Source organism: Nonomuraea sp. NPDC049158 (genome assembly GCF_040648335.1).
Classification (GTDB): Bacteria; Actinomycetota; Actinomycetes; order Streptosporangiales; family Streptosporangiaceae; genus Nonomuraea.
Map to the genome: position 1 here is coordinate 137,326 of NZ_JBEZDM010000012.1, position 19,020 is coordinate 156,345.

The 19,020-nt window shown below is 71.2% G+C and carries 17 protein-coding genes; 5 read left to right on the forward strand and 12 right to left on the reverse strand.

Translation table 11 applies throughout. The features are described 5' to 3' along the window. Window positions 1-34 precede the first annotated feature (34 nt). Window positions 35-4,027: an SMC family ATPase gene (locus AB0B61_RS26140; RefSeq protein ID WP_358436682.1), complete on the reverse strand. Its 3,993-nt coding sequence runs from the start codon at window positions 4,025-4,027 to the stop codon at window positions 35-37. Next, window positions 4,028-5,155, reverse strand: a complete 1,128-nt coding sequence (locus AB0B61_RS26145) for an exonuclease SbcCD subunit D (protein ID WP_358436685.1) — start codon at window positions 5,153-5,155, stop codon at window positions 4,028-4,030. Window positions 5,156-5,261: 106 nt separating this feature from the next. Between AB0B61_RS26145 and AB0B61_RS26150 the strand changes: the two genes are divergently transcribed. After that, window positions 5,262-6,755 (forward strand): prolyl oligopeptidase family serine peptidase, encoded by a 1,494-nt coding sequence (locus AB0B61_RS26150; RefSeq protein WP_358436687.1) that lies wholly within the window; start codon window positions 5,262-5,264, stop codon window positions 6,753-6,755. A gap of 10 nt (window positions 6,756-6,765) precedes the next feature. Here the strand turns inward: AB0B61_RS26150 and AB0B61_RS26155 are convergent, their stop codons facing one another. After that, window positions 6,766-7,680, reverse strand: coding sequence for an alpha/beta hydrolase (locus AB0B61_RS26155; RefSeq protein WP_358436689.1), 915 nt, complete (start codon window positions 7,678-7,680; stop codon window positions 6,766-6,768). Between the two features lies 1 nt (window position 7,681). Beyond that, the gene (locus AB0B61_RS26160; protein WP_358436692.1) at window positions 7,682-8,542 is read right to left on the reverse strand and encodes an enoyl-CoA hydratase-related protein; all 861 of its coding nucleotides are present in this window, start codon (window positions 8,540-8,542) and stop codon (window positions 7,682-7,684) included. Window positions 8,543-8,683: 141 nt separating this feature from the next. Here AB0B61_RS26160 and AB0B61_RS26165 point away from each other — a divergent pair, with 141 nt between their 5' ends. Beyond that, window positions 8,684-10,108, forward strand: coding sequence for an LCP family protein (locus AB0B61_RS26165; protein WP_358436695.1), 1,425 nt, complete (start codon window positions 8,684-8,686; stop codon window positions 10,106-10,108). On the opposite strand, the gene AB0B61_RS26170 is transcribed toward AB0B61_RS26165, so the two are convergent. Genes AB0B61_RS26170 through AB0B61_RS26185 form a run of 4 tightly spaced genes read right to left on the reverse strand, consistent with a single transcriptional unit; the run spans window position 10,083 to window position 13,484 of the window. Continuing rightward, on the reverse strand, window positions 10,083-11,039 hold the full coding sequence (locus AB0B61_RS26170; protein ID WP_358436698.1) for an asparaginase: 957 nt from the start codon (window positions 11,037-11,039) through the stop codon (window positions 10,083-10,085). The two genes, AB0B61_RS26165 and AB0B61_RS26170, sit on opposite strands and share 26 nt — an antisense overlap. Beyond that, entirely contained in the window at window positions 11,032-11,877 is an 846-nt protein-coding gene (locus AB0B61_RS26175; protein ID WP_358436700.1) for an amino acid ABC transporter permease, read from the reverse strand. The genes AB0B61_RS26170 and AB0B61_RS26175 overlap by 8 nt, the downstream gene beginning before the upstream one ends. Window positions 11,878-11,934: 57 nt before the next feature. After that, complete coding sequence (locus AB0B61_RS26180; protein ID WP_357642796.1) at window positions 11,935-12,579, reverse strand: amino acid ABC transporter permease; 645 nt, start codon at window positions 12,577-12,579, stop codon at window positions 11,935-11,937. After that, complete coding sequence (locus tag AB0B61_RS26185; RefSeq protein WP_358436703.1) at window positions 12,579-13,484, reverse strand: glutamate ABC transporter substrate-binding protein; 906 nt, start codon at window positions 13,482-13,484, stop codon at window positions 12,579-12,581. The genes AB0B61_RS26180 and AB0B61_RS26185 overlap by 1 nt, the downstream gene beginning before the upstream one ends. A gap of 107 nt (window positions 13,485-13,591) precedes the next feature. Here AB0B61_RS26185 and AB0B61_RS26190 point away from each other — a divergent pair, with 107 nt between their 5' ends. Further along, window positions 13,592-14,728, forward strand: coding sequence for an ROK family protein (locus AB0B61_RS26190; RefSeq protein WP_358436706.1), 1,137 nt, complete (start codon window positions 13,592-13,594; stop codon window positions 14,726-14,728). Between the two features lie 186 nt (window positions 14,729-14,914). Beyond that, window positions 14,915-15,697: a hypothetical protein gene (locus AB0B61_RS26195; protein ID WP_358436709.1), complete on the forward strand. Its 783-nt coding sequence runs from the start codon at window positions 14,915-14,917 to the stop codon at window positions 15,695-15,697. A 4-nt stretch (window positions 15,698-15,701) separates the two neighbouring features. Here the strand turns inward: AB0B61_RS26195 and AB0B61_RS26200 are convergent, their stop codons facing one another. Continuing rightward, window positions 15,702-15,824 carry a hypothetical protein gene (locus tag AB0B61_RS26200; protein ID WP_358436711.1) on the reverse strand — a complete coding sequence of 41 codons (123 nt, stop codon included), beginning with the start codon at window positions 15,822-15,824 and terminating at the stop codon, window positions 15,702-15,704. Window positions 15,825-15,928: 104 nt separating this feature from the next. Here AB0B61_RS26200 and AB0B61_RS26205 point away from each other — a divergent pair, with 104 nt between their 5' ends. Further along, on the forward strand, window positions 15,929-16,150 hold the full coding sequence (locus AB0B61_RS26205) for a hypothetical protein (protein ID WP_358436714.1): 222 nt from the start codon (window positions 15,929-15,931) through the stop codon (window positions 16,148-16,150). 63 nt (window positions 16,151-16,213) lie between these two features. On the opposite strand, the gene AB0B61_RS26210 is transcribed toward AB0B61_RS26205, so the two are convergent. The 3 genes from AB0B61_RS26210 to AB0B61_RS26220 form a co-directional block, all read right to left on the reverse strand. Beyond that, window positions 16,214-17,035 carry an alpha/beta hydrolase gene (locus AB0B61_RS26210; RefSeq protein ID WP_358436717.1) on the reverse strand — a complete coding sequence of 274 codons (822 nt, stop codon included), beginning with the start codon at window positions 17,033-17,035 and terminating at the stop codon, window positions 16,214-16,216. A 72-nt stretch (window positions 17,036-17,107) separates the two neighbouring features. Beyond that, window positions 17,108-17,926, reverse strand: a complete 819-nt coding sequence (locus tag AB0B61_RS26215; RefSeq protein ID WP_358436720.1) for a class I SAM-dependent methyltransferase — start codon at window positions 17,924-17,926, stop codon at window positions 17,108-17,110. An 86-nt stretch (window positions 17,927-18,012) separates the two neighbouring features. Beyond that, a complete protein-coding gene (locus AB0B61_RS26220; RefSeq protein WP_358436723.1) occupies window positions 18,013-19,017 on the reverse strand; it encodes an enolase C-terminal domain-like protein in 1,005 nt (334 codons plus the stop codon). Window positions 19,018-19,020 lie beyond the last annotated feature (3 nt).

Here is a 19,020-nt window from a genome sequence, read left to right on the forward strand (position 1 = left end):
TTCTGAGACAGCGAACGCAGGCCTGGGCCGGTCGTCAGCCCACCCCGACCGCCGACAGCGTGGATCCGGTGCGCGACTTCGAGACCCTGAGCTGGGCCGGGATCCTCGATCGCAGCTCGGCGACGTGGCTGATGATGCCGACCGCCCGCCCTCCGTCGCGTAGCCCGTCGAGGATGTCGAGCACGCCGTCGAGCGTGTCCTCGTCGAGCGTGCCGAAGCCCTCGTCCACGAAGAGCGTGCCGATCTCGGCGCCACCCGCTTCGGCGGTCACCACGTCGGCCAGGCCGAGTGCGAGGGCCAGCGAGGTGATGAAGCTCTCCCCGCCCGACAGCGTGGCCGGGTCGCGATCGACGCCCGTCCACCCGTCGGCCACGCGCAGCCCCAGCCCGCCTCCCGAACGCCCCCTGGCCCCTGCCGTCTTCCGTAGGTCGTGCCGCAGCAGGTAGCGCCCGGCCGACATGTGGTCCAGGCGCTCGTTGGCGGCGTCGACCACCTGCCGGAGCCGTTCGCCGAGCACGAACGACGACAGGCTCATGTTCCACTGGTTGTCACTCGACGTACCGCTGGCCAGCGCCGCCAGCCGCTCGGCCAGCCGGTGCCGGTCGGCGGCGGGCTGCCATCGTTCGATGCACGCGGCCAGCTCCGCGCCCAGCTCGGCCACCCGCTCCTCCCGCCGCGCGGCCCGATCCCTGGCCGACGCCAGCGCCGTGTGCGCCTGCTCGGCCTCGTCGCGCGCCGCCTCGGCCGCGGCCAGATCGGGTACGTCCTGCCGCGCGGCGGCCACCAGCTCGGGATCGGCCAGCGTGCTGGTCACGGCCGCGTGCTGCGCGTCGAGCCGCCGCAGCAGCTCGGCCTTGCCGTCCCGTTCGTACTCGCTCCTGGCGGCGGCCTCCACGTCGGCCACATCACCGAACCCCGCCTCCAGAGCCGCCCGTACGGCCGCCTCCACCGCGCTGACCCGCTCGGCCTCGGTGGCGACGGCTGCCTGCGTGGCTTCCAGGGCTTCCCGTAGCAGTTCGGCCTCGTCGTTCAGCCTGGACAGGCGGGCGGTGAGCGTGGGGTCGTCGCCGCGCGCGCTGTCGAGCCGCGCGGTGAGCCGCCCCGCGTCACCGCTGAGCTCCTCTTGCCTGGTACGGCAGGCGGCCAGCCGGGCGGTGACCCGGCGCGCCCGCTCTTCCAGCGCCAGCCGCTCCTGGCTGAGCCCGGCGGCCTCCCGCGCCAGCCCGGCCTCCCGCCCGGCCGACTCCCGAAGCCGGGCCACTTCCTCCTCGGCCATGGCCCGCACGGAGGGCGCCAGCTCGGGACCGATCGTCGCTCCATCGGCGGCTCCTCCTGGAGCCGCTCCCTCGGAGGCCGCGGCCCGATCCGTCTGAGCGAGCGGCCGCACGTCGGCGTCGGCCCCGTCCTCAGCCTCAGCCCAGACGTGCGCCTCGGGATCGGTCTGGACGGACTGGGCGGACCGTGTATGGCGGCGGGCGTCGGGGTGGCGGGTGTCGGGGTGGCGGGTGTCGGGGTGGCCGGTGTCGGTGGTGAAACGGCGGGTGTTGAGGCCGGAGACGCGGGTGTCGGTGTCGAGGAGGCCGCTCTGGAGGAGGCGGGCGACGAGGCGGGTGCGTTCGGCCTGGTAGTGGGTGTGGTGGGTGCGGTGGGCCGTGAGTTGTTCGCCGAGTTCGCGGGCCTGGTCCCGGACGCGGTCGCGCTCCGTCTCTATGCGGTCCAGCTCGGCGGCCAGTGCGGGCTCGCGTTCGGCGATTGTCTCCAGGCGGGCCAGCTCCTCCTGGGCCTGGAGCGCCGTGGTCTCCGCGGTGCCGGTGTCGAGGCCGCCCGCCGCCGTCACGGCGTCGGCGTGGCGGGACTCCAGGGAGGCGAGTGCGCGTTCGGCCGCCTCGCGTTCGGAGAGGGCCGCCTCGTGGGCTTGCTCCGCTGCCAGCTCGTCGTCGGCGGACGGGGCGCTGGGGGCGGGCGAGGCCGGATGGGGGTGGTGGGCGGAGCCGCACACGGAGCACGGGCTGCCGTCGGACAGGTCGCGCGCCAGCTCGGCGGCCATGCCGTCGATGCGTGCCTGCCGTACGTCCAGCCAGTGCTCGCGCAGGCCCTGCGCTCGGTCCACAAGCGCCTGATGGTCGGCGGCGGCGGACTCCAGCTCGGCGGCCAGCGCCTCGGCCCGGTGGGCGGCATCTCGTACGGCCCTGGCCGCGTCGAGTGTCGCGATGGCGGCGGGGATGGCGGCCGTCTCGGCCCGTACCTCGGCGAGGCGGGCATTGACGTCGGCCAGCCGTACGGGCAGCTCCGCGTCGGCGGCGGCCACCTCGGCCTCGCGTTGGGTGAGCCCGTCCAGCTCCGCGGTCAGGCCGGCCAGCTCCCGGTCGACGGCGATCAGCTCGGCCGCCGCGGTCCGTACGTCCTCGGCCGCCGGGATCCTGGCGGCGTCCAGCCGGGCCCGCGCCAGCTTGCGTTCGGCCTCCTCGACGAGCGCGGGCAGGGCGGCGAGCCGGGTGGCGGCGGTCTCGTCCTCGGCGGCCAGGCCGGTCAGCTCCTCCTCGACGCGCTTGAGGTCCCGGCGGACGACCAGCAGCCTGGCTTCCTCGGTGAGCAGCTCTGACAGGCGGGCGATCTCTGCCTGCCGGGCTCGTTCCATGGCGTGCAGCCGCTCGGGCTCGACCCAGCCGACCAGACTCCCCACCCGAGCCGCCGCACCGCCGTGCCGGGACCCGCCACCGTCGTCGGAGAAGTCGGGCAAGTGGTGGGAGGGCTCGGTAAGCGGCCAGTCAGCGGGGTAGGTCGCAGGCGCGTCGGTGGGAGTGGGAAGTCCGGTGGGGGTGGCTTTCAGGAGGGGGTAGGCGCGGGCGACGGCGTCCGTGGCCAGGGAGTGGGCCTTGGCGGCGGCTTCGGCGCGCTGGCGGGCGGCGCGGATGAGCGGAAGTACGCGGTCGGCGCGGGCGGCGTCGTCGAGGATGGCCTGGAGTTCGGCGCGTTCCTCCGCTCGCTCGTCGAGGGTGCGGCGCAACGTCAGGGCCTCGGCATGGCGGCGCTGGCGGTCGGCCAGCGACGTCGCCTGCTCGAAGCGGGAACGTGCCGAACGCAGGGCGTGCCCGGCAGCCGCGTGTTGCTCGGCCGTCCGGACGACGACGGCGCGGGCGGCGGCGAGCAGCGCGCCGGCCCACCCCAGCGGGTCGGTGTCCGAATCAGGCGGTTCGGCTTCGGCGCCGAGCGCGGCGGCGTCAGCCCCGGACGCGGCGGCACCGGCACCGGACAGGGCCACGTCAGCACCAGGCGCAGCGGCGTCAGCGGCGTCCGAAGTCGGGAGGGAGGGAGCAGAAGAAGGAGCAGTGACGGGCCCGAGGGCGGCGGGAGTGAGGTCGCCTGACGCCTCCTCCAGGCGTTGGATCGCGAAATCCACCTGCTGCCGCAGCTCCTGCTGATCCCGCCAAGCCGCCTTGCGGTGCTCGGCCAGCCAGGACTCCGTCTGGGTGAACACCTTCACGGTGAACAGCCGCTCCAGCAGCCGCCGCCGGTCATCCCCATCGGCGCGCAGGAACCTGGCGAAATCCCCCTGTGGCAGCATCGCGACCTGGCAGAACTGGTCGGCGTTCATGCCGAGCAGCCCGCCCACGAGGTCACCGGCCTCGTCGGAGCGGGTCGTCAGGCCGTGCCAGGCGGACCCGACCCGTTCCTCGACGATGACCTTGGCCTTCTCCTCGGTGAACCCGGTCCCGCGCAACTTGGGCCGCTGCCACACCGGAGAACGCTGGATGCGCAGTAACCGGCCCCGCAGCGACACCTCAAGCGAGACCGAGGGCCCGACGGACGGCGGGGCGTGGTCGCAGCGCAGCGCGCGGGCGCTGTTGCGCTGGCCCGGGACCTGGCCGTAGAGGGCGAAGCAGAGGGCGTCGAGGATCGTGGTCTTGCCCGCGCCCGTCGGCCCGTGAACGAGGAACAGGCCCGCCTCCGCCAGCGCGTCGAAGTCGACCGTCTCCGAACCGGGGAAGGACCCGAAGGCCGTGAGCGTGAGCCGGTGCGGCCGCATCTACGCCATCGTCTCCTTCGCCCTGGATGCCTCGACCGCCTGTCTTAGCAGGTCTTCCTCGTCAGGTCCGGCAGGCTCGCCGCGTACTTCCCGAATGAAGTCGAGCGCCACCTCCGCCTCCGGCCGGCCGCTCAGGCGGGCGGGCTGGGAGACGGGAGCGCCGCCTGAAGGCTCGAAGGACAGCGCCAGCGTGTGGGGGAAGCGGGCGCGCAGCCGGTCCATGGCTGATTTGGGGCGGATCGGGTCGGTCAGTATGACCTGCAGCCAGTGGTCTTCCACGTCGTCATAGGCCGAGGAGGTCAGCAGGTCCTCCAGCGGACCGCGTAGGCGGCCGATCGGCCGGGGCACCGGCGCGGGCACGAAGTCAATCTCCAAAGAGTCGGCATCCGTGGAGCCGAGCGTGACCAGCCACGACCCCTTCTTCTGGTTGACCTCCGAGAAGGAGTAGGCCAGGGGGGAGCCGGAGTAGCGGACCGTCTCCGACATCCGCTGGCGGCCGTGCAGGTGGCCGAGCGCGACGTAGTCGACCCCGTCGAAGGCCGACAGCGGCACGTGGGCCACCCCGCCCACGCTGATGTCGCGCTCGCTGTCGCTGGCCTCTCCCCCGGTGACGAAGGCGTGGGCCAGGACCACCGAGTGGCGGTGTCGCGGGGCGTCGGCGCGGATGTGCGCCATGGCGTGGGACAGCGCGGTGGTGTGGCTGCGGTCGGGCAGCTCCCAGGGGCCGCGTACCAGCTCGGGCTCCAGGTAGGGGATGCCGTAGAAGGCGACGTCGTCGACCAGCACCGGCTCCCAGGCGCGGGACGGGTCGGTACGCAGGTGCACCCCGGCGGCGTCGATCAGGTCGGCGCCGAACCCGAGCCGGCGCGCCGAGTCGTGGTTGCCGCTGATCAGCACGGTGCGGGCGCCGGTGCCCATCAGGCGGCGCAGCGCGTCGCCGCAGAGCGCGACCGCGTCGACCGGCGGCAGGGCGCGGTCGTAGACGTCGCCCGACACCACCACCACGTCGACCCGCTCGGCACGCACCGTCTCGATCAGGTGGTCGATGAACGCGGCCTGACCTTCGAGCAGGCTCTCGCGATGGAACGAACGTCCCAGGTGCCAGTCGGAGGTGTGCAGGATCCGCATTCGCAGGAAGCTAACAGGTCTCACCGACAAATGCGGTCCCCTGCGTAACACCTCTCGGGAGTAGGCTGAAAGATCAGCGGGCAATTCAACCCACATGGGGAGGCCGATGCGCACTGGCCGTGGCACCGTGAGCGTCGCCGCAGGTTTGGTGCTGGTGGCCCTGGCCGCGGTCGGCTACGTTCTGCCACCCGCGTTCAACCCTCCGCCACTCCAGGCCGATCACACGATGCAGGCGCTCCCGCCCCAGCCCGCGAACGAGCTGCGGCCCGTGGTGGCGGTGGCTCCCGTGCACCGCGAGGAGATCTCGCTCCCGGCGGAGGGCCAGACACTGTACGGAACGGTCCGCGCCCCCACGACGCCGGGACGGCATCCGGCGATGGTGTTCGTGTCGGGGTCGGGCAACGGCTCGCGGACGGAGTTCACGCCGCAGGCGGAGTTCCTGGCCAAGGCGGGCGTGGTGACGCTGGCCTTCGACAAGCGGACGGTCGGCTACAACTTCCGCGACCGGGACTTCGGGCTGCTCGCGGACGACGCGCTGCGCATGGTCGAGTACATGCGCACGCGTCCCGACGTGGACCCCGCGCGCACCGGGCTGTGGGGGGTCAGCGAGGGCGGCTGGGTGGTGCCCATCGCGGCGGCCAAGAGCCGCGACGTGGGGTTCGCGGTGCTGGTGTCCTCGCCGAACGTGTCGCCGCTCAGGCAGGTGGCCTGGGCGCTGAACGAGCAGTTGCAGCGCCTGCGCGCGCCGATCGGCGTGCGCGACCTGCTCACCAGGGCGATGGGCGGGGTGGGCTTCAACTTCCTCCGCTACGACGCGATGCCCGCGCTGCGCCAGATCAGGCAGCCGGTGCTGGCGTTCTACGGGACGATGGACCCGTCCATCCCGTTCGTGGAGTCGTCCCAGTCCCTGATCACCGCGCTCAAGGCGGCGGGCAACGACCAGTACACGATCCGCTTCATGGACAAGGCCGACCACGCGATGCGGATCAACGGCGGCCCGTTCGCGCACGGTTACTTGGAGACGCTGGCGAACTGGATCCTCGGCCTGCCCGGCACGGCGCGGCCCCAGCTGCACGTGGCGGGCACGACGCCGGTGCAGCGCTTCGAGGCCAGCGACGTCCCCGCCGCTCCGTGGTACGCGGGCGGCACGATGCTGGGGCTGACGATCTGCCTGGCCGCCGTCGGCTACGTGGCGGGCCCCGTGGCCGCGATGGTGGTACGCCTGCGCGGCCGCCGGCAGACCCCGGCCGACACGAACGCCCGGCTCTGGCCGCCGATCAGGCGCAGGCTGCGCCGGATGGCGTGGACGGGGCTGGGGCTGCTGGTCTCGGTGCTGGCGTTCATCACGGTGCTGGTGCTGTTCTCGGTGAACCAGGCCGGGGCCTGGCCGGCCGTGCTGGCCGGCTGGCTGGTGGTGCGGGTGCTGGCCGTACTGATGCTGGTGCAGGAGGTCACGGCGGTGGCGGCGGTCGTGGCGGGGCTGCGGGAGGGCATGCGGCCGAGCCGCTGGCAGCACGTGGCGATCGCGGGCGTGCTCGGCGGCACGGGGCTGCTGCTGGTGGCGGCGGCCTACTACGGATTGTTCGCGTTCCCCTGGTAAAGGAACGCGCTCAGCCTCCGGTCTGGTAGACGAAGGCGTTCAGCCAGCGGTCGATCTCGGCGAACACCTGCTTGCGCACCGGCTCGGCCGACAGCACCAGGTCGTGCATGCCGTCGGGGATGCGTACGCAGGTGACGTGCGGGCCCACGCAGGTGGCCCAGCGGGCGATGTGCCGGGGATCGAGTACGGTGTCGGCCGAGCGGGCTTCGGGGACGAAGTCGCGGACCCGCAGGCCCGTGGCCGAGGCGAGCACGAGGACCGGCACGTCCACGGCCAGCCCGGCGTGCAGCCGCCGCTGCGCCCGGCGGATGGCGGCCAGCCAGGTGGCGTGCACGGAGAAGCCGCCGAGCGGTTTGAGCTCCAGGTCGTAGTCCCATTCGCCCTGTTCGGTGCGGTGCAGGCTCTGGCCGTACGCGAAGCTGACGCCCAGCGGCAACGCCCGGCTGGAGTACGACAGCGGCGTCTTGAGCAGGTCGGCGGCCAGGCGGAGCGGAGCGGGCACGTTCAGGTCGAAGAACGGGCTGTTGAGCACGAGCCCCTGCACCAGGCCCTGGCCGCGGACGCGGTCGGCCCACAGCGGCGCGACCAGGCCGCCGGTCGAGTGCGCGTTGATCGTCAGCTCGTCGTGGTCGCGCCTGATGACGCGTACGGCCTCGTCGATCTCCGGGAAGTACTCCGTGACGCTCCTGACCAGGCCCCTGGTCTGGTGCGGCAGTAACGACCTGCCGTACTTGCGCAGGTCGAGGGCGTAGAAGTCGATGCCGCGGCCGAGGTAGTGGTCGGCGAGGTGGTCCTGGAAGAAGTAGTCGGTGAACCCGTGAAGGTAGAGCACCGCCCTGCGGGAACCGGCTCGGCGGGAGATCAGCGTCGCTACGACGTCGCCTTCGAAGTCGGGCGGCATGGACAGAACGGTGGTGTCGTACATGCTAGACACGATAAGGATTTACCGGCCATGACGGCACACCGCCCGGCAGGTCCTCACTGATCTTCATCGGGAACTCGGCCGACCGCTTCTCCAGGAACGCCGTCACCCCCTCCACGGTGTCCGGCGCGGACCCGAGCTCGGCCATCAGCCGGGAGTCGGCCGCGTGCGCCTCCCAGGGCGACGAGGCCGACAGCCCCGACCACATCAGCCTGCGGATCGCCGCGACCGACACGGCGGAGGTGTTGTCGGCGATCTCCTGGGCCAGCGCGTAGGCGGCGGGCAGCAGTTCCTCGGCGGGCAGTACGCGGGACACCAGACGGCCCTCCAGCGCCTCTGAGGCGGGGAAGACGCGCCCGGTGGCCACCCACTCCATGGCCTGCGCGATGCCGACGAGCCTGGGCAGGAACCAGCTCGACGCGGCCTCGGTGACGATCCCTCGGCGGGCGAAGACGAAGCCGAATTTCGCGGTGTCGGCGGCCAGCCGGACGTCCATCGGCAGCGTCATCGTGACGCCCACGCCGACGGCGGGGCCGTTGATGGCGCCGATGACCGGCTTGAGGGACTGGGCGATGCGCAGCGCGACCGTGCCGCCGCCGTCGCGCGGCACGCCGTCCACGAGTTCGCCAGGCTCGCGGTGGCTGAAGGTGTCGCCGCCACCGCCCAGATCGGCCCCGGCGCAAAACGCCCGGCCCGCGCCGGTGACCACGACGGCGCGTACGTCGTCATCGGCGTCCGCGAGGTCGAACGCCTCTATCAACTCTCCGCGCATGGCAAAGGTGAAGGCGTTTAGCCTCTCGGGGCGCTTCAATGTGATCGTGGCGACCCGGCTGGTCACGCCGTAGTCGATCTGGGAGAAGGACATACGCCGAATCTTATTCGGTTACTAATGTTCACTCTCCCCTAAAGACATATTTCGCATTCTGTCCGTAGGCTGCCGCCGCGATTCGGCCTACGGTGAAGTTCGCGGGGAAACGGGGATGGCGTGAAGCAGGCAAGGAAACCGGTGAGCGCCGCAGCGGTTCTCGGCTGGCTGGTGCTGGCCGCGCTCGCGCCGGGAGCTGCGCATCTGCGGGCCGGATGGCGCAAGACGGGGCTGATACTGCTCGGCTGTTACGCGGCGGGGCTGCTCGCCCTTCTCGCCGTCAGGCTGAGCACCGACAACCTGCTGGGCGATCTGACCCAGGACAGCTGGCTGACGGGCATCACCGCCGGCGCCGTGGTGCTCGGGGTGGCGTGGTTCGCGCTGATCGTCCACTCGTTCATCGTGCTGCGGCCCGGCAGTCTGCCGCAGGCCGGGCAGGTCCTGGTGGGCACGTTCGCGGGGCTGCTCGCCGTGGTGGTCGTGCTGCCGTTCGGGATGGTCACGAGCTACGTCTGGACGTCCCGGGAGACGCTCAACAACATCTTCGTGAACGAGGGCACCCCCGACCCCGACCCGCAGGCCGAGCAGACGACGGCCCGCCCCGAGGACCCGTGGGCGGGCCGTACGAGGGTGAACATCCTGCTCATCGGCGGCGACGCCGACGACAACCGGATCGGCGTACGCACCGACAGCATGAACGTGGCCACCGTCGACGTGAAGACCGGCAACACCGTGCTGGTCAGCCTCCCGCGCAACTTGGAGAACGTCCGGTTCCGTCCGGGCACGCCGATGGCCCAGCACTTCCCGAACGGGTTCCGCCTGCCGCCGGACCCGGGCGGCGGCCGCAGCGACCTGCTCAACAGCGTCTGGGAGTACGCCGACGCGCATCCCGAGATCTTCGGCGGCAAGCAGCACCAGGGCCCCAAGGTGCTGATGGACACGATCGGCTACACCCTCGGGCTCAAGGTCGACTGGTACGCCCTGGTCAACATGTGGGGGTTCGCCCGGCTGATCGACGCGATCGGCGGGGTCACGCTCACGGTCGAGCAGGACGTGGTGTTCGGCCGGTACAACGAGGGCCTGGTCAAGGCGGGCACGCGCAAGCTGAAGGGCGCCGACGCGATGTGGTACGCCCGCTCGCGTACCTACAGCGATGACTTCACCCGGATGCGCCGTCAGCGGTGCGTGATCGGCGCGCTGCTCGACCAGGCCGACCCGGCGACGGTGCTGACCAGGTTCAACCGGATCGCCGGGGCCACCAAGGAGCTGATCAGGACCGACATCCCCCGGCCGATGCTCAAGCACTTGGTGCCGCTGGCGCTGCAGGTCAAGAACGCCAAGGTGACCAGCATCCAGTTCGTGCCGCCGCTGATCAGCACCGTCTCCCCGGACTGGGCGAAGATCCGCGCCATCACCGACAAGGCCATCCGCGATTCGGCGGGCGGGCGGCCGACTGCGGCGACCGCTTCTCCGGAGTCGACCCCCAAGTCCACCAAATCGCCATCCGCCAAGAAGAAGGAGAGCGACCCCACCAAGACCCTTACCGAGGGCTGCGGCTCGCTGTGACGATCCGGCCGACCGGCGCGCCGCCGCCGAGCACGGCCACGCTCTCGAACGCTGCGGCCGAGGACACCTCGCAGCCCATCTCGCGCAGCACGGACAGGGCGATGACCGTGGTGGCGCGCGGGCTGCCGTCGATGACCTTCACCGCGACCGAGTGCCCGGACTCCATCGCCACGACCAGCACGCCTTCGGCGCCGCCCTTGGCCAGGGCGCCGGGCAGGGCGCGCATGAGCTCGGTGTTCTGGTGGCCGGTCCCGCCGACGTACTCGGGGTGCTCGCGCATCGCGTCGGCCACCTGGCGCGGCGCGCTGCCGGGCGCGGCCAGCACGAGCGCCTGTACGGCCCGCGCCAGGCCGGTCAGCGAGAGCCCGAACAGGGGCGCCCCGCAGCCGTCCACGGCCACGTGGGCGGCCTTCTCCCCCGCCAGGTCCTCGGTGACCGAGCGCACCCGGAGCTGCACCGGGTGCTCGGCGGCCAGGTAGGAGTCCACGTCCCAGCCGTTGGCCACGGCGGCGGCCAGCATCGCGGCGTGCTTGCCCGAGCAGTTCATCCGCTCGCGGGAGACGCCCTGGCCCTGCCTGATCAGCGCGTGCATGGTGGCCTGGTCCTCGGGCCAGGACGCCGGGCAGCCGAGCGCCCCGAAGTCCAGCCCGTAGTCGGCCAGCAGCTCGCCGACCAGCCGTACGTGGAAGTCCTCGCCCGTGTGGCTGCCCGCGGCGATCGCCAGGCGCGGCCCGCTCAGGGCGGCGCCCGCGACCAGGCAGGCCAGCGCCTGGAACGGCTTGGCCGACGAGCGGGGCAGCACCGGCGCCTCGACCCGGCCGAGCTCGACCGCGGCCCGGCCCGACGGGTCGAGGCCGACGGCGCTGCCGTAGTGGAGGCTCTCGACGAATCCGGAGCGCACGACCTCGGCGAGGAGGGCGAGTTCAGGCACGAGCGAATCTCCTTCTGGTTCTGGTTCTGGTTCTGGGGATGGCGGGGGCCGCGCGCCGGCGGGCCTCCAGGGTACGGGCCAGTTTGGACAGCGACGCGTTGACCACCAGGTAGACCAGCGCGACGACGAGGTAGGTCTGGATGAGGTAGCCGTTGTAGGCGGCCAGGACCTTGCCGCTGTAGAGCAGCTCGGCGTAGCTGACGACGAACCCGAGCGCGGTGTCCTTGAGCAGCCCGACCGACTGGCTGACGATCGACGGCAGCACCCGGCGGGCGGCCTGCGGCAGCACGATCAGGCGCATGGTCTGGCCGTGGGTGAGGCCGACCGCCAGGCCCGCCTCGCCTTGGCCACGCTCGATGGAGCGGATCCCGGCACGGAAGATCTCGGCGAACGCCGCCGCGTTCGACACCGACAGCGGCACCACGAGCTTCCAGAACAGCGGCAGGTCCAGCCCGTACTTCGGCAGCGCGAACAGCACCACGTACACCAGCAGCAGCGTCGGGATGGTCCTGACCACCTCGACGTAGGCGGCGGCCGGGACGCGCAGGAAGCGGTGGCGCGACAGCCGGCCCAGGGCCAGCACCAGCCCGAGCGCCATCGCCAGCGCGGCCGAGACCACCGCGGCCAGCGCGGTGGTCCACAACCCGGTCAGGAGATAGCGCCACATGGGCCAGGTGGCGTACGGCTGCCAGCGCGCGGCGTCGAGCTGCCCGTTGGCGGCGAACTGCCGGACGGCCAGCGCGAGCAGCGCGAGGGCGGCGAGTGTGCCCACGACGGTCGCGATCCGGATGCGCCGCCGCGCTCGAGGGCCCGGCTCGTCGAACAGAGCGGTGCTCATGGCCTTACCCCCAGTGCTCTTTGAAATCGCCCAGCGCTCTTTTGAAATCGCCGGTGCTCATCGCAGGATCGCCAGCCGTCGTTCGAGCCGGCCGGTGACGAAGCCCGCGCAGGCGGCGATCAGCGCGTAGGCCGCGCCCGCGCCGACGAAGATCGGGATGGGCTGGGCCTCGAGGAGGTTCACCCGGTTGGCCGCCGCGGTCAGGTCGACGACGCCGACGGCCGCCGCGAGCGCCGTGTTCATGGTGAGCGCGATGAAGATGTTGCCGATCGGCTGCACCACCGTACGCAGCGCCTGCGGCAGGATGACGTGCCGCAGCGACTGGGCGAACGTCAGCCCGATCGCGCGGGCCGCCTCGCCCTGCCCCTTGGCCACCGAGTTCACCCCGGACCGCAGCGCCTCGCCGATGTAGGCGGCCTCGTACACGGCGATCACCACGATGGCCGTCACCCGCAGGTCGGCCTGGATGCCGATCTCCGGCAGCCCGAAGACCGCCAGGACGAGCAGCACCAGCAGCGGCAGGTTCTGGAAGGTCTCCACGTACGCGGTGCCGAGGGCGCGCAGCACCCGCACCGGGCTCACCCGCAGGGCGGTGACCAGCACGCCCAGCACCGCCGCGCCGAGGAACGACGCGGCGGTCAGCTGGAACGTCACGAGCAGCCCCTGCCACAGCTCGGGCAGGTGGTCGAGGAGGACGGACATCAGGACCCCGGCACGGAGCCGATCTGGGGCGGCTGCGGAGCCTCGCCCACGACGACCGTGCCGATGGAGTTCTTCCAGATCTTCTGCCAGGCCCCGGCGTCCTGCATCTTCTTCAGCCAAGTGTTGGTGAACGTCTTGAACTGGTCGTCACCGTGCTTGAGCCCGATGCCGTACGGATCCACGGTGAAGGGCTTGGTGACGATCTGGATCGACGGGTCCTTCTTGGCGTCGGCGATCAGCAGCGTCTCGTCCTGGACGTAGGCGACGCCTCGGTCCTGCTTGAGCGCCTGGAGGCACTCCGGGTCGCTGCCGAACGTGATGATCTCCGCCTGCGGCGCGAACTTCTTGATCGCCGGGATGGCGGGCGTGTTGGCGCCGGCGAGGACCTTCTTGCCGTTCAGGTCCTCGGGCTTGGCGATGCCCGTCGCGCCCTTCTTCACCGCGATGGTCAGACCGGAGGTGTAGTACGGCCCGGCGAACGCCACCTGCTTCGCCCGTTCCGGCGTGATCGTGTACGTCTGGAAGACGACGTCCACGGTGCCGTTGGCGAGCAGCGCCTCGCGGGTCTCCGAGGCCGAGTTGACGATCTTCACCTTGGGCTGGCCGATGATGTACTTGGCCAGCGCCTTGCCCAGATCGGCGTCGAAGCCCTCGACCTGGCCGGTGGCCGGGTTCTGCTGGGAGAGCAACGGCGCGTCCAGCGAGCCGCCGACGATCAGCTCGCCGCGCTGCTTGATCTTCTCCATGGTGGAGCCGGGCAGGATGTCCGCGGCGGCCGCGACCGGCGCCTGCGCGAGGACGTCGTCCTTCTTGGCCTCTCCTCCGGGCACGGCGGGGCTGCTCGTCTCGCCGCAGGCCGCCAGGCCTAACAGGGAAACGGCGACGACAGCGACAAGTCTCTTCATGACCATCCACTTCCTTCGAAATCGAAGATGAAGCGGAACGTAGTGGCAGATTTCGTACGAAGTCAATACGTTGTCGCAGGAAGTCCGCTCATGATATTCCTCTCAGCATGAACCAGCGGCTGCCCGTGAGCGGGGCACAGGGGGACCTGCTGCGTCTCGTGGCCACCGGCCGGGCCGAGTCGCGGGCCGACCTCGCCCGCTTATCCGGTCTGGCCGCCTCCAGCGTCTCGCTGCGGGTCGAGGAGCTGATCTCGCTGGGCCTGCTCGGCGAGGAGGGCTCGGGCACCTCACGGGGCGGGCGCCGGCCCAGGCGGCTGCGCCTGTCGCCGTCGGCCGGGGTGCTGGCGGTCGCCGACCTCGGCGCGCACCACGCCCGGCTCGGGCTGCTCGACCTCAGCGGCGCCCCGCTGGTGATCGAGGAGCGGCCCTGCGAGATCGCCCGGGGTCCGGAGGCCACGCTGGACCTGCTGTCGGACGCCTTCGACGAGCTGCTGGCCGTACATGTGCCGGATGACGTGCCGCTGCGCGGGGTGGGGACCGGCATCCCCGGCCCGGTGGACCCGGCCACCAGCCGGGTGGTCACGCCGTCGCGGATGCCGGGCTGGAACGGCTTCCCCGTGGCCGAGCACCTGGGCCTGCGCTACGACCTGCCGATCCTCGTCGAGAACGACGCCAACCTGATGGCCGCCGGCGAGGCCAGGCACTGGCCCGGCTGCGACAACCTCATGGTCCTCAAGGCCGGGACCGGCATCGGCTGCGGCGTGATCGTCAACGGCCACCTGCACCGGGGCCGGGGCGCGGCGGGCGACATCAGCCACGTACGGGTACGTTCCGACTCCTCCGTCCTGTGCGCCTGCGGCCACCCCGACTGCCTGGAGGCGTACGCGAGCGGGGCCGCCCTCATGTCGGCCCTCGCCGACTCCGGGATCACCGTGGCCCGTCCCGCGGACATCGTGAGCCTGGTGGACGACGCGATCCCCGAGGCCACCAGCCTGGTCCGAGGGGCGGGGCGGCGGATCGGCGAGGTCCTCACCGTGCTGGTCAACTTCTTCAACCCGGACGTGATCGCGGTGGGCGGCAGCCTGTCGGCGGCCGAACCGCTGATCACCTCCATCAGGGCGGCGGTGTACGAGCGCTGCCTGCCGTTGGCGACCCGCGACCTGGAGATCGCCCCGGCCCGGGCCGGCCGGGACGCCGCCCTCCTGGGCGCCGGAGCGCTCCTCTTGGAAGCGGCGCTGGTTTAGGCTTGGAAGCGGCGCTGGTTTAGGCGGCCATTCTCGCTCGCGATGCGACACACCCGAAGCGCCCGTCACCACGGTGGCGGGCGCTTTTACGCTAACGTACCCCTGATAAATCGGGGTCCCAGTCGTCGCACCATGTGAGGTCCTTTGTCGCCCATCCCGTTACGACTCGTTTTCCTCGTCACCTCCGTGCTCCTGATCGCCGGATGCACCACCACTTCGCCACCGGCCGAGACCGAAACCACTAATCCGGTCGCCGAACAACCGGTCCCGAAGAATTCGACGTCAGAAGAAAGCGATGACGACGACGCGGGCTTCGTCGAGATCTGCGTCAACAAGAAGACGCACCTGCGGATCAACTATCGACCGTGTGACGACGCGCGGCCCGGCGCCGCCTGGTACTTCTTCTCGCTGGACGCCCGGGTGACCGCCACCGGCTCCAAGGCCAAGCACGGCTCGTTCAAACAGCCACGAGGCGACTCCTACCGAGCTCCCGCCAAGGGCGGCAGCGGGTCGGACGCGATGATCGCCGACGTCGACGACCGTGTGAAGGTCTGCGTGCGAAAGGCTACTCGGATCCGGTTCGCGAATATCAGGTGCGACGACGGCGAGAAGGGATACGGCTGGTATTACATCCGCATCGACGGCACCGTTCCGGCGATGGGCAAGAAAGCCGACGACGGCTCTTTCCGTGAGCCGTACGCGGAGGCGTACAACGCCCGTAGCAAAGGCGGCGACGCCGCCAAGGCAGCGATCGGTTACGAGGATCCGGACGCCCCCGAGCCCGATGACGCGGAAAGCGATGAAGAGGAGTACTGCACCACGACCATCAACAATGAGTGCGTCGCCACCAATGAGTGCACGGAAACGGTGAACGGCGTCTGCACCAAGACCGACGACGGTTATCTCGGTACGCCGTCAAGAAAGTGCCGCAACGTCTGGGCCCGCAAGCACTGGACCCGCCGCTGCTGACGCGCTACTCCTCGCCCACCAGGTCGAACAGCTCGCGCCATTTACCGACCGTGGCGAACACCACGGACATCGCGCCCAGCGCCGGGTCGCGCGCCTCTCCGTAGGCGGTCGTGCAGTCACTGGCCACGTACGCGTCGAAGCCGCGCTGGTCTGGGGGCCGTGGTCAGGCGGCTCAGCTCGCTGACAGACCCTACCTTCAGCGCCGAACGCGACCGCTTGACGCGCCCGCACATGGAGATCGTCCAGCGGGCGGTCGGCCCCATGACCGACCACCAGCGCCAGGTCATCTGGGTGGTGATCGGCACGGCCGACGCCGCGATCCAGCACTGGATGGCCGACATCCTGACGCTCGTCGAGGTGCGCTTCCAGATCCTCACGGCGTGCCGCCTGCTGGACCTTTCCACCGGCCAGATCGCGGCGGACCGCCGACTCGCGGACCACGAACCGGCCTGATCGTGGGACCGAGCCGCAGGGGCGATTTCCAGAATCGCTTCTGTTTTTCGGCCGGACGTCGGCCTATCGCGGGATCAGTCCCCGGACGTCGGCGAAGAACCGTTCGTGCGCGGCCGCCGCCTCTGGGCTGGTCAGGTCCATGCCTTGGATGAATCCGTGGACGAGGCCGGGTTCGCACCGGTGCGTGACGTCGACTCCGGCTTCAGCCAGGCGGCGGGCGTAGGCGTCGCCCTCGTCGCGCAGCGCGTCGTGTTCGGCGGTCACCACCAGGGCCGTCGGCAGACCGGACAGGTCCGGCTGGTGCAGGAGACTCGCCGACCGGCGCCCAGACGGGTCCGGCATCCACTGGGCGACGAACCAGTTCAGTATGTCGGCGTCGAGCCCATAGCCTGTCCCCTTCTCGGCGACGCTCGGCTGGGAGAGCGTGAGATCGGTGTTCGGACATATCAAGATTTGTACGGCAGGAAGCGGGCCGCCCTCGTCTCGCAACCGCAGGCAGGCCATGGCAGCGAGATATCCCCCCGCGCTGTCGCCCGCCACGGCCACCGGCCCGGCCCAGCGGAGCACGTCGACGACGTCATCGATGGCGGCCGGGAACGGATGCTCCGGAGCCAGCCGGTAGTCCACCGCCAGCACCTCGACATCGCACTCCTTGGCGATGCGGCGACAGGTCCTGTCGTGCGTCTCCAGGTCACCGAAGACCCATCCGCCACCGTGCAGGAACACCATCAGCGGGCGCGGCTCGCCGGCGGGCCGATAGTGGCGCAGCGGCAGGTCTGAGGGGCCGGTCACGTCCGCGACGTGCGGCAGGCCGGGCCCCTTCGGTCGGATGCCGTTCCGGCTCCGCGCGCTCTCACGGAGTTCACTGGCGAGATATGGGGACACGCCAACGAATGATAGAGGCCATCCCTAAAGGGGAGGAATGCCACGGCCTTCCTCGCTGACGCTGCCGCAGTCTTACTCGCTGAGGGCGGGGCGATGGAAGGTGGCGCGGCAGCGGTGGCGTTCCGGGTCGCGGAGGTCTTCGATGCGGTCCGTGACCAGGCCCTCCGACGCGAAGGACGCGATCTCGGACGGCGTGAGGGGCCACGGCGGGGCGAACACCGGGCCGCCCTCCTCACGGGCCGAGGCGATCACCAGGAGCGTGCCGCCCGGCCCGACGAAGCCGGAGACCGAGTCGATGGCCCGCGCGTGGAGGTGCTCCGGCAGAGCTTGGACGGTCATGATCTCCACCACCAGGTCGAACGCGTGGCGCCACTCGGTGAGCGAGGCGAGCAGGTCGGCGGCTCGATAGTCCACCGTGGAGTCCGGAAAGCGCTCCTGGGCCAGGCGTACGGCCGACTCGCTGACGTCGAAGGCAACCGTGTCGTAGCCGAACCGCGCCACGTACTCGGCGTCGTCCCCCAGCCCGCACCCGACCACCAGCACTCGCCGACCCACTCCCGAGCCCAACGCCGTAGGGAGCCACTCGACGAGCAGTGGGTGGGGTGTCTGTGAGTCCCACGGGACGATCGCCTCACCCATCGCCGACTCCGCGTACAGGCGCTCGAACCACCCCGTCGGATCACCGGCCGCCAGTGACTCCGCCGCCAGCCGCCGGGAGTCCTCGTCCCGGTCCCGCTCCGTCAAAGGTCCTCCAGGTTCGAGTCCGTACGGCAGGCCGCGCCCCGCCCGGCCGTCGACGGCCAGTTGGACGACGTCCCGCGCGGTGGCCTCCCGCCCGAGCAGCTTGCTCGCGGCGCCGATGACCGCAGAATGGCAACAAGTGTCCGCCACCTGGTTAACGCCGGCACATCCCCCACATCAAGCCCCTTTATCGCGAAGTTTCGGGATAAAGGTTGGGGGGCTAGATCACATAGCCGTCACGCGCGAAACGAGTCCTTGGCCATCCGGCGTACCCGGGGCTCGTCGATGACGTGCCCCAGCCCCGCCTGCGTCAGCGGCACCGCCACCACCCCGGCGTTCGCCCCCACGATCGGCGTCACGATCTGGTTGTTGCGCGGCGGCTGCGTCACGTCGCACGGCAGCGTGCACCCTGGCAGGCTGGCCACCGCCACCGTGGCCGCCCGGGCCAGTCCGGCGCCCTGGCCGCCCGCGCACTGGATGTCCCAGCCGGCCGCGGCGGCCCGGTCGTGCGCCCGGCGGGCCTCGCTGAGCGACGGGAACGCGGTGGGCCGCAGGATCAGCACCCGCGCGGCCCGCAGGGTCAGGTAGTCGTCGAGCTCCGCCGAGGAGCGCACCTCGACCGCCACCGACGCCGCCACCTCGTCCTGCAGCGAGGCGTGCGCGTAGACGTCGCCGACGGGGAAGGGCCGTTCCATGACCTCGATGCCGTACGAGTCCAGCGCCACGAGCTGGCCGCCCTCGGAGTAGGCGCCGCCGCCGTCGACGGCCAGCGTCAGAGCCGGATAGGCCAGGCGTACGGCCCGAACCGGCTCGACGTCCCAGCCAGGGCGTACGTCCAGCGTCACGTGGCCGTAACCCGCGCAGACCTGCTGGTTGACCCGTGAGACCAGGCTTTCGAGTGACGGGTCGGGTTCGAGCCGGACGGTGGCCATCAGGGAGGTGCGGGTGCCGCCGATCGCCTCGGCGAGCGGCACGCCGCGCATCCTGGTCCACAGGTCCCAGCAGGCCATGTCGACGGCCGGGTCACCGCTCAGTACGGCGTCGGGGTGCTCCCAGTCGACGCCGATGAGCTGGGCGGCCAGTGACTCCTCCAGCCGGGCCCAGGTCTTGGGCTGGGGATCCAGCGCCTCACCCCAGCCGGTCATGCCGGCGTAGTCGGTGAGCTTGACGAGCAGGCTCTCCGACCGCCTGCCGTACGGCAGGACCAGCCGGAAGACCTCTAGCTCCCGCACTCGCGGCATGTA

Bases quoted from the DNA above. Each gene is read 5' to 3' on its own strand.
- AB0B61_RS26140 (WP_358436682.1), bottom strand. From the start codon at position 4,027: ATGCGGCCGCACCGGCTCACGCTCACGGCCTTCGGGTCCTTCCCCGGT.
- AB0B61_RS26145 (WP_358436685.1), bottom strand. From the start codon at position 5,155: ATGCGGATCCTGCACACCTCCGACTGGCACCTGGGACGTTCGTTCCAT.
- AB0B61_RS26150 (WP_358436687.1), top strand. From the start codon at position 5,262: ATGCGCACTGGCCGTGGCACCGTGAGCGTCGCCGCAGGTTTGGTGCTG.
- AB0B61_RS26155 (WP_358436689.1), bottom strand. From the start codon at position 7,680: ATGTACGACACCACCGTTCTGTCCATGCCGCCCGACTTCGAAGGCGAC.
- AB0B61_RS26160 (WP_358436692.1), bottom strand. From the start codon at position 8,542: ATGTCCTTCTCCCAGATCGACTACGGCGTGACCAGCCGGGTCGCCACG.
- AB0B61_RS26175 (WP_358436700.1), bottom strand. From the start codon at position 11,877: ATGAGCACCGCTCTGTTCGACGAGCCGGGCCCTCGAGCGCGGCGGCGC.
- AB0B61_RS26180 (WP_357642796.1), bottom strand. From the start codon at position 12,579: ATGTCCGTCCTCCTCGACCACCTGCCCGAGCTGTGGCAGGGGCTGCTC.
- AB0B61_RS26185 (WP_358436703.1), bottom strand. From the start codon at position 13,484: ATGAAGAGACTTGTCGCTGTCGTCGCCGTTTCCCTGTTAGGCCTGGCG.
- AB0B61_RS26190 (WP_358436706.1), top strand. From the start codon at position 13,592: ATGAACCAGCGGCTGCCCGTGAGCGGGGCACAGGGGGACCTGCTGCGT.
- AB0B61_RS26205 (WP_358436714.1), top strand. From the start codon at position 15,929: ATGGAGATCGTCCAGCGGGCGGTCGGCCCCATGACCGACCACCAGCGC.
- AB0B61_RS26220 (WP_358436723.1), bottom strand. From the start codon at position 19,017: ATGCCGCGAGTGCGGGAGCTAGAGGTCTTCCGGCTGGTCCTGCCGTAC.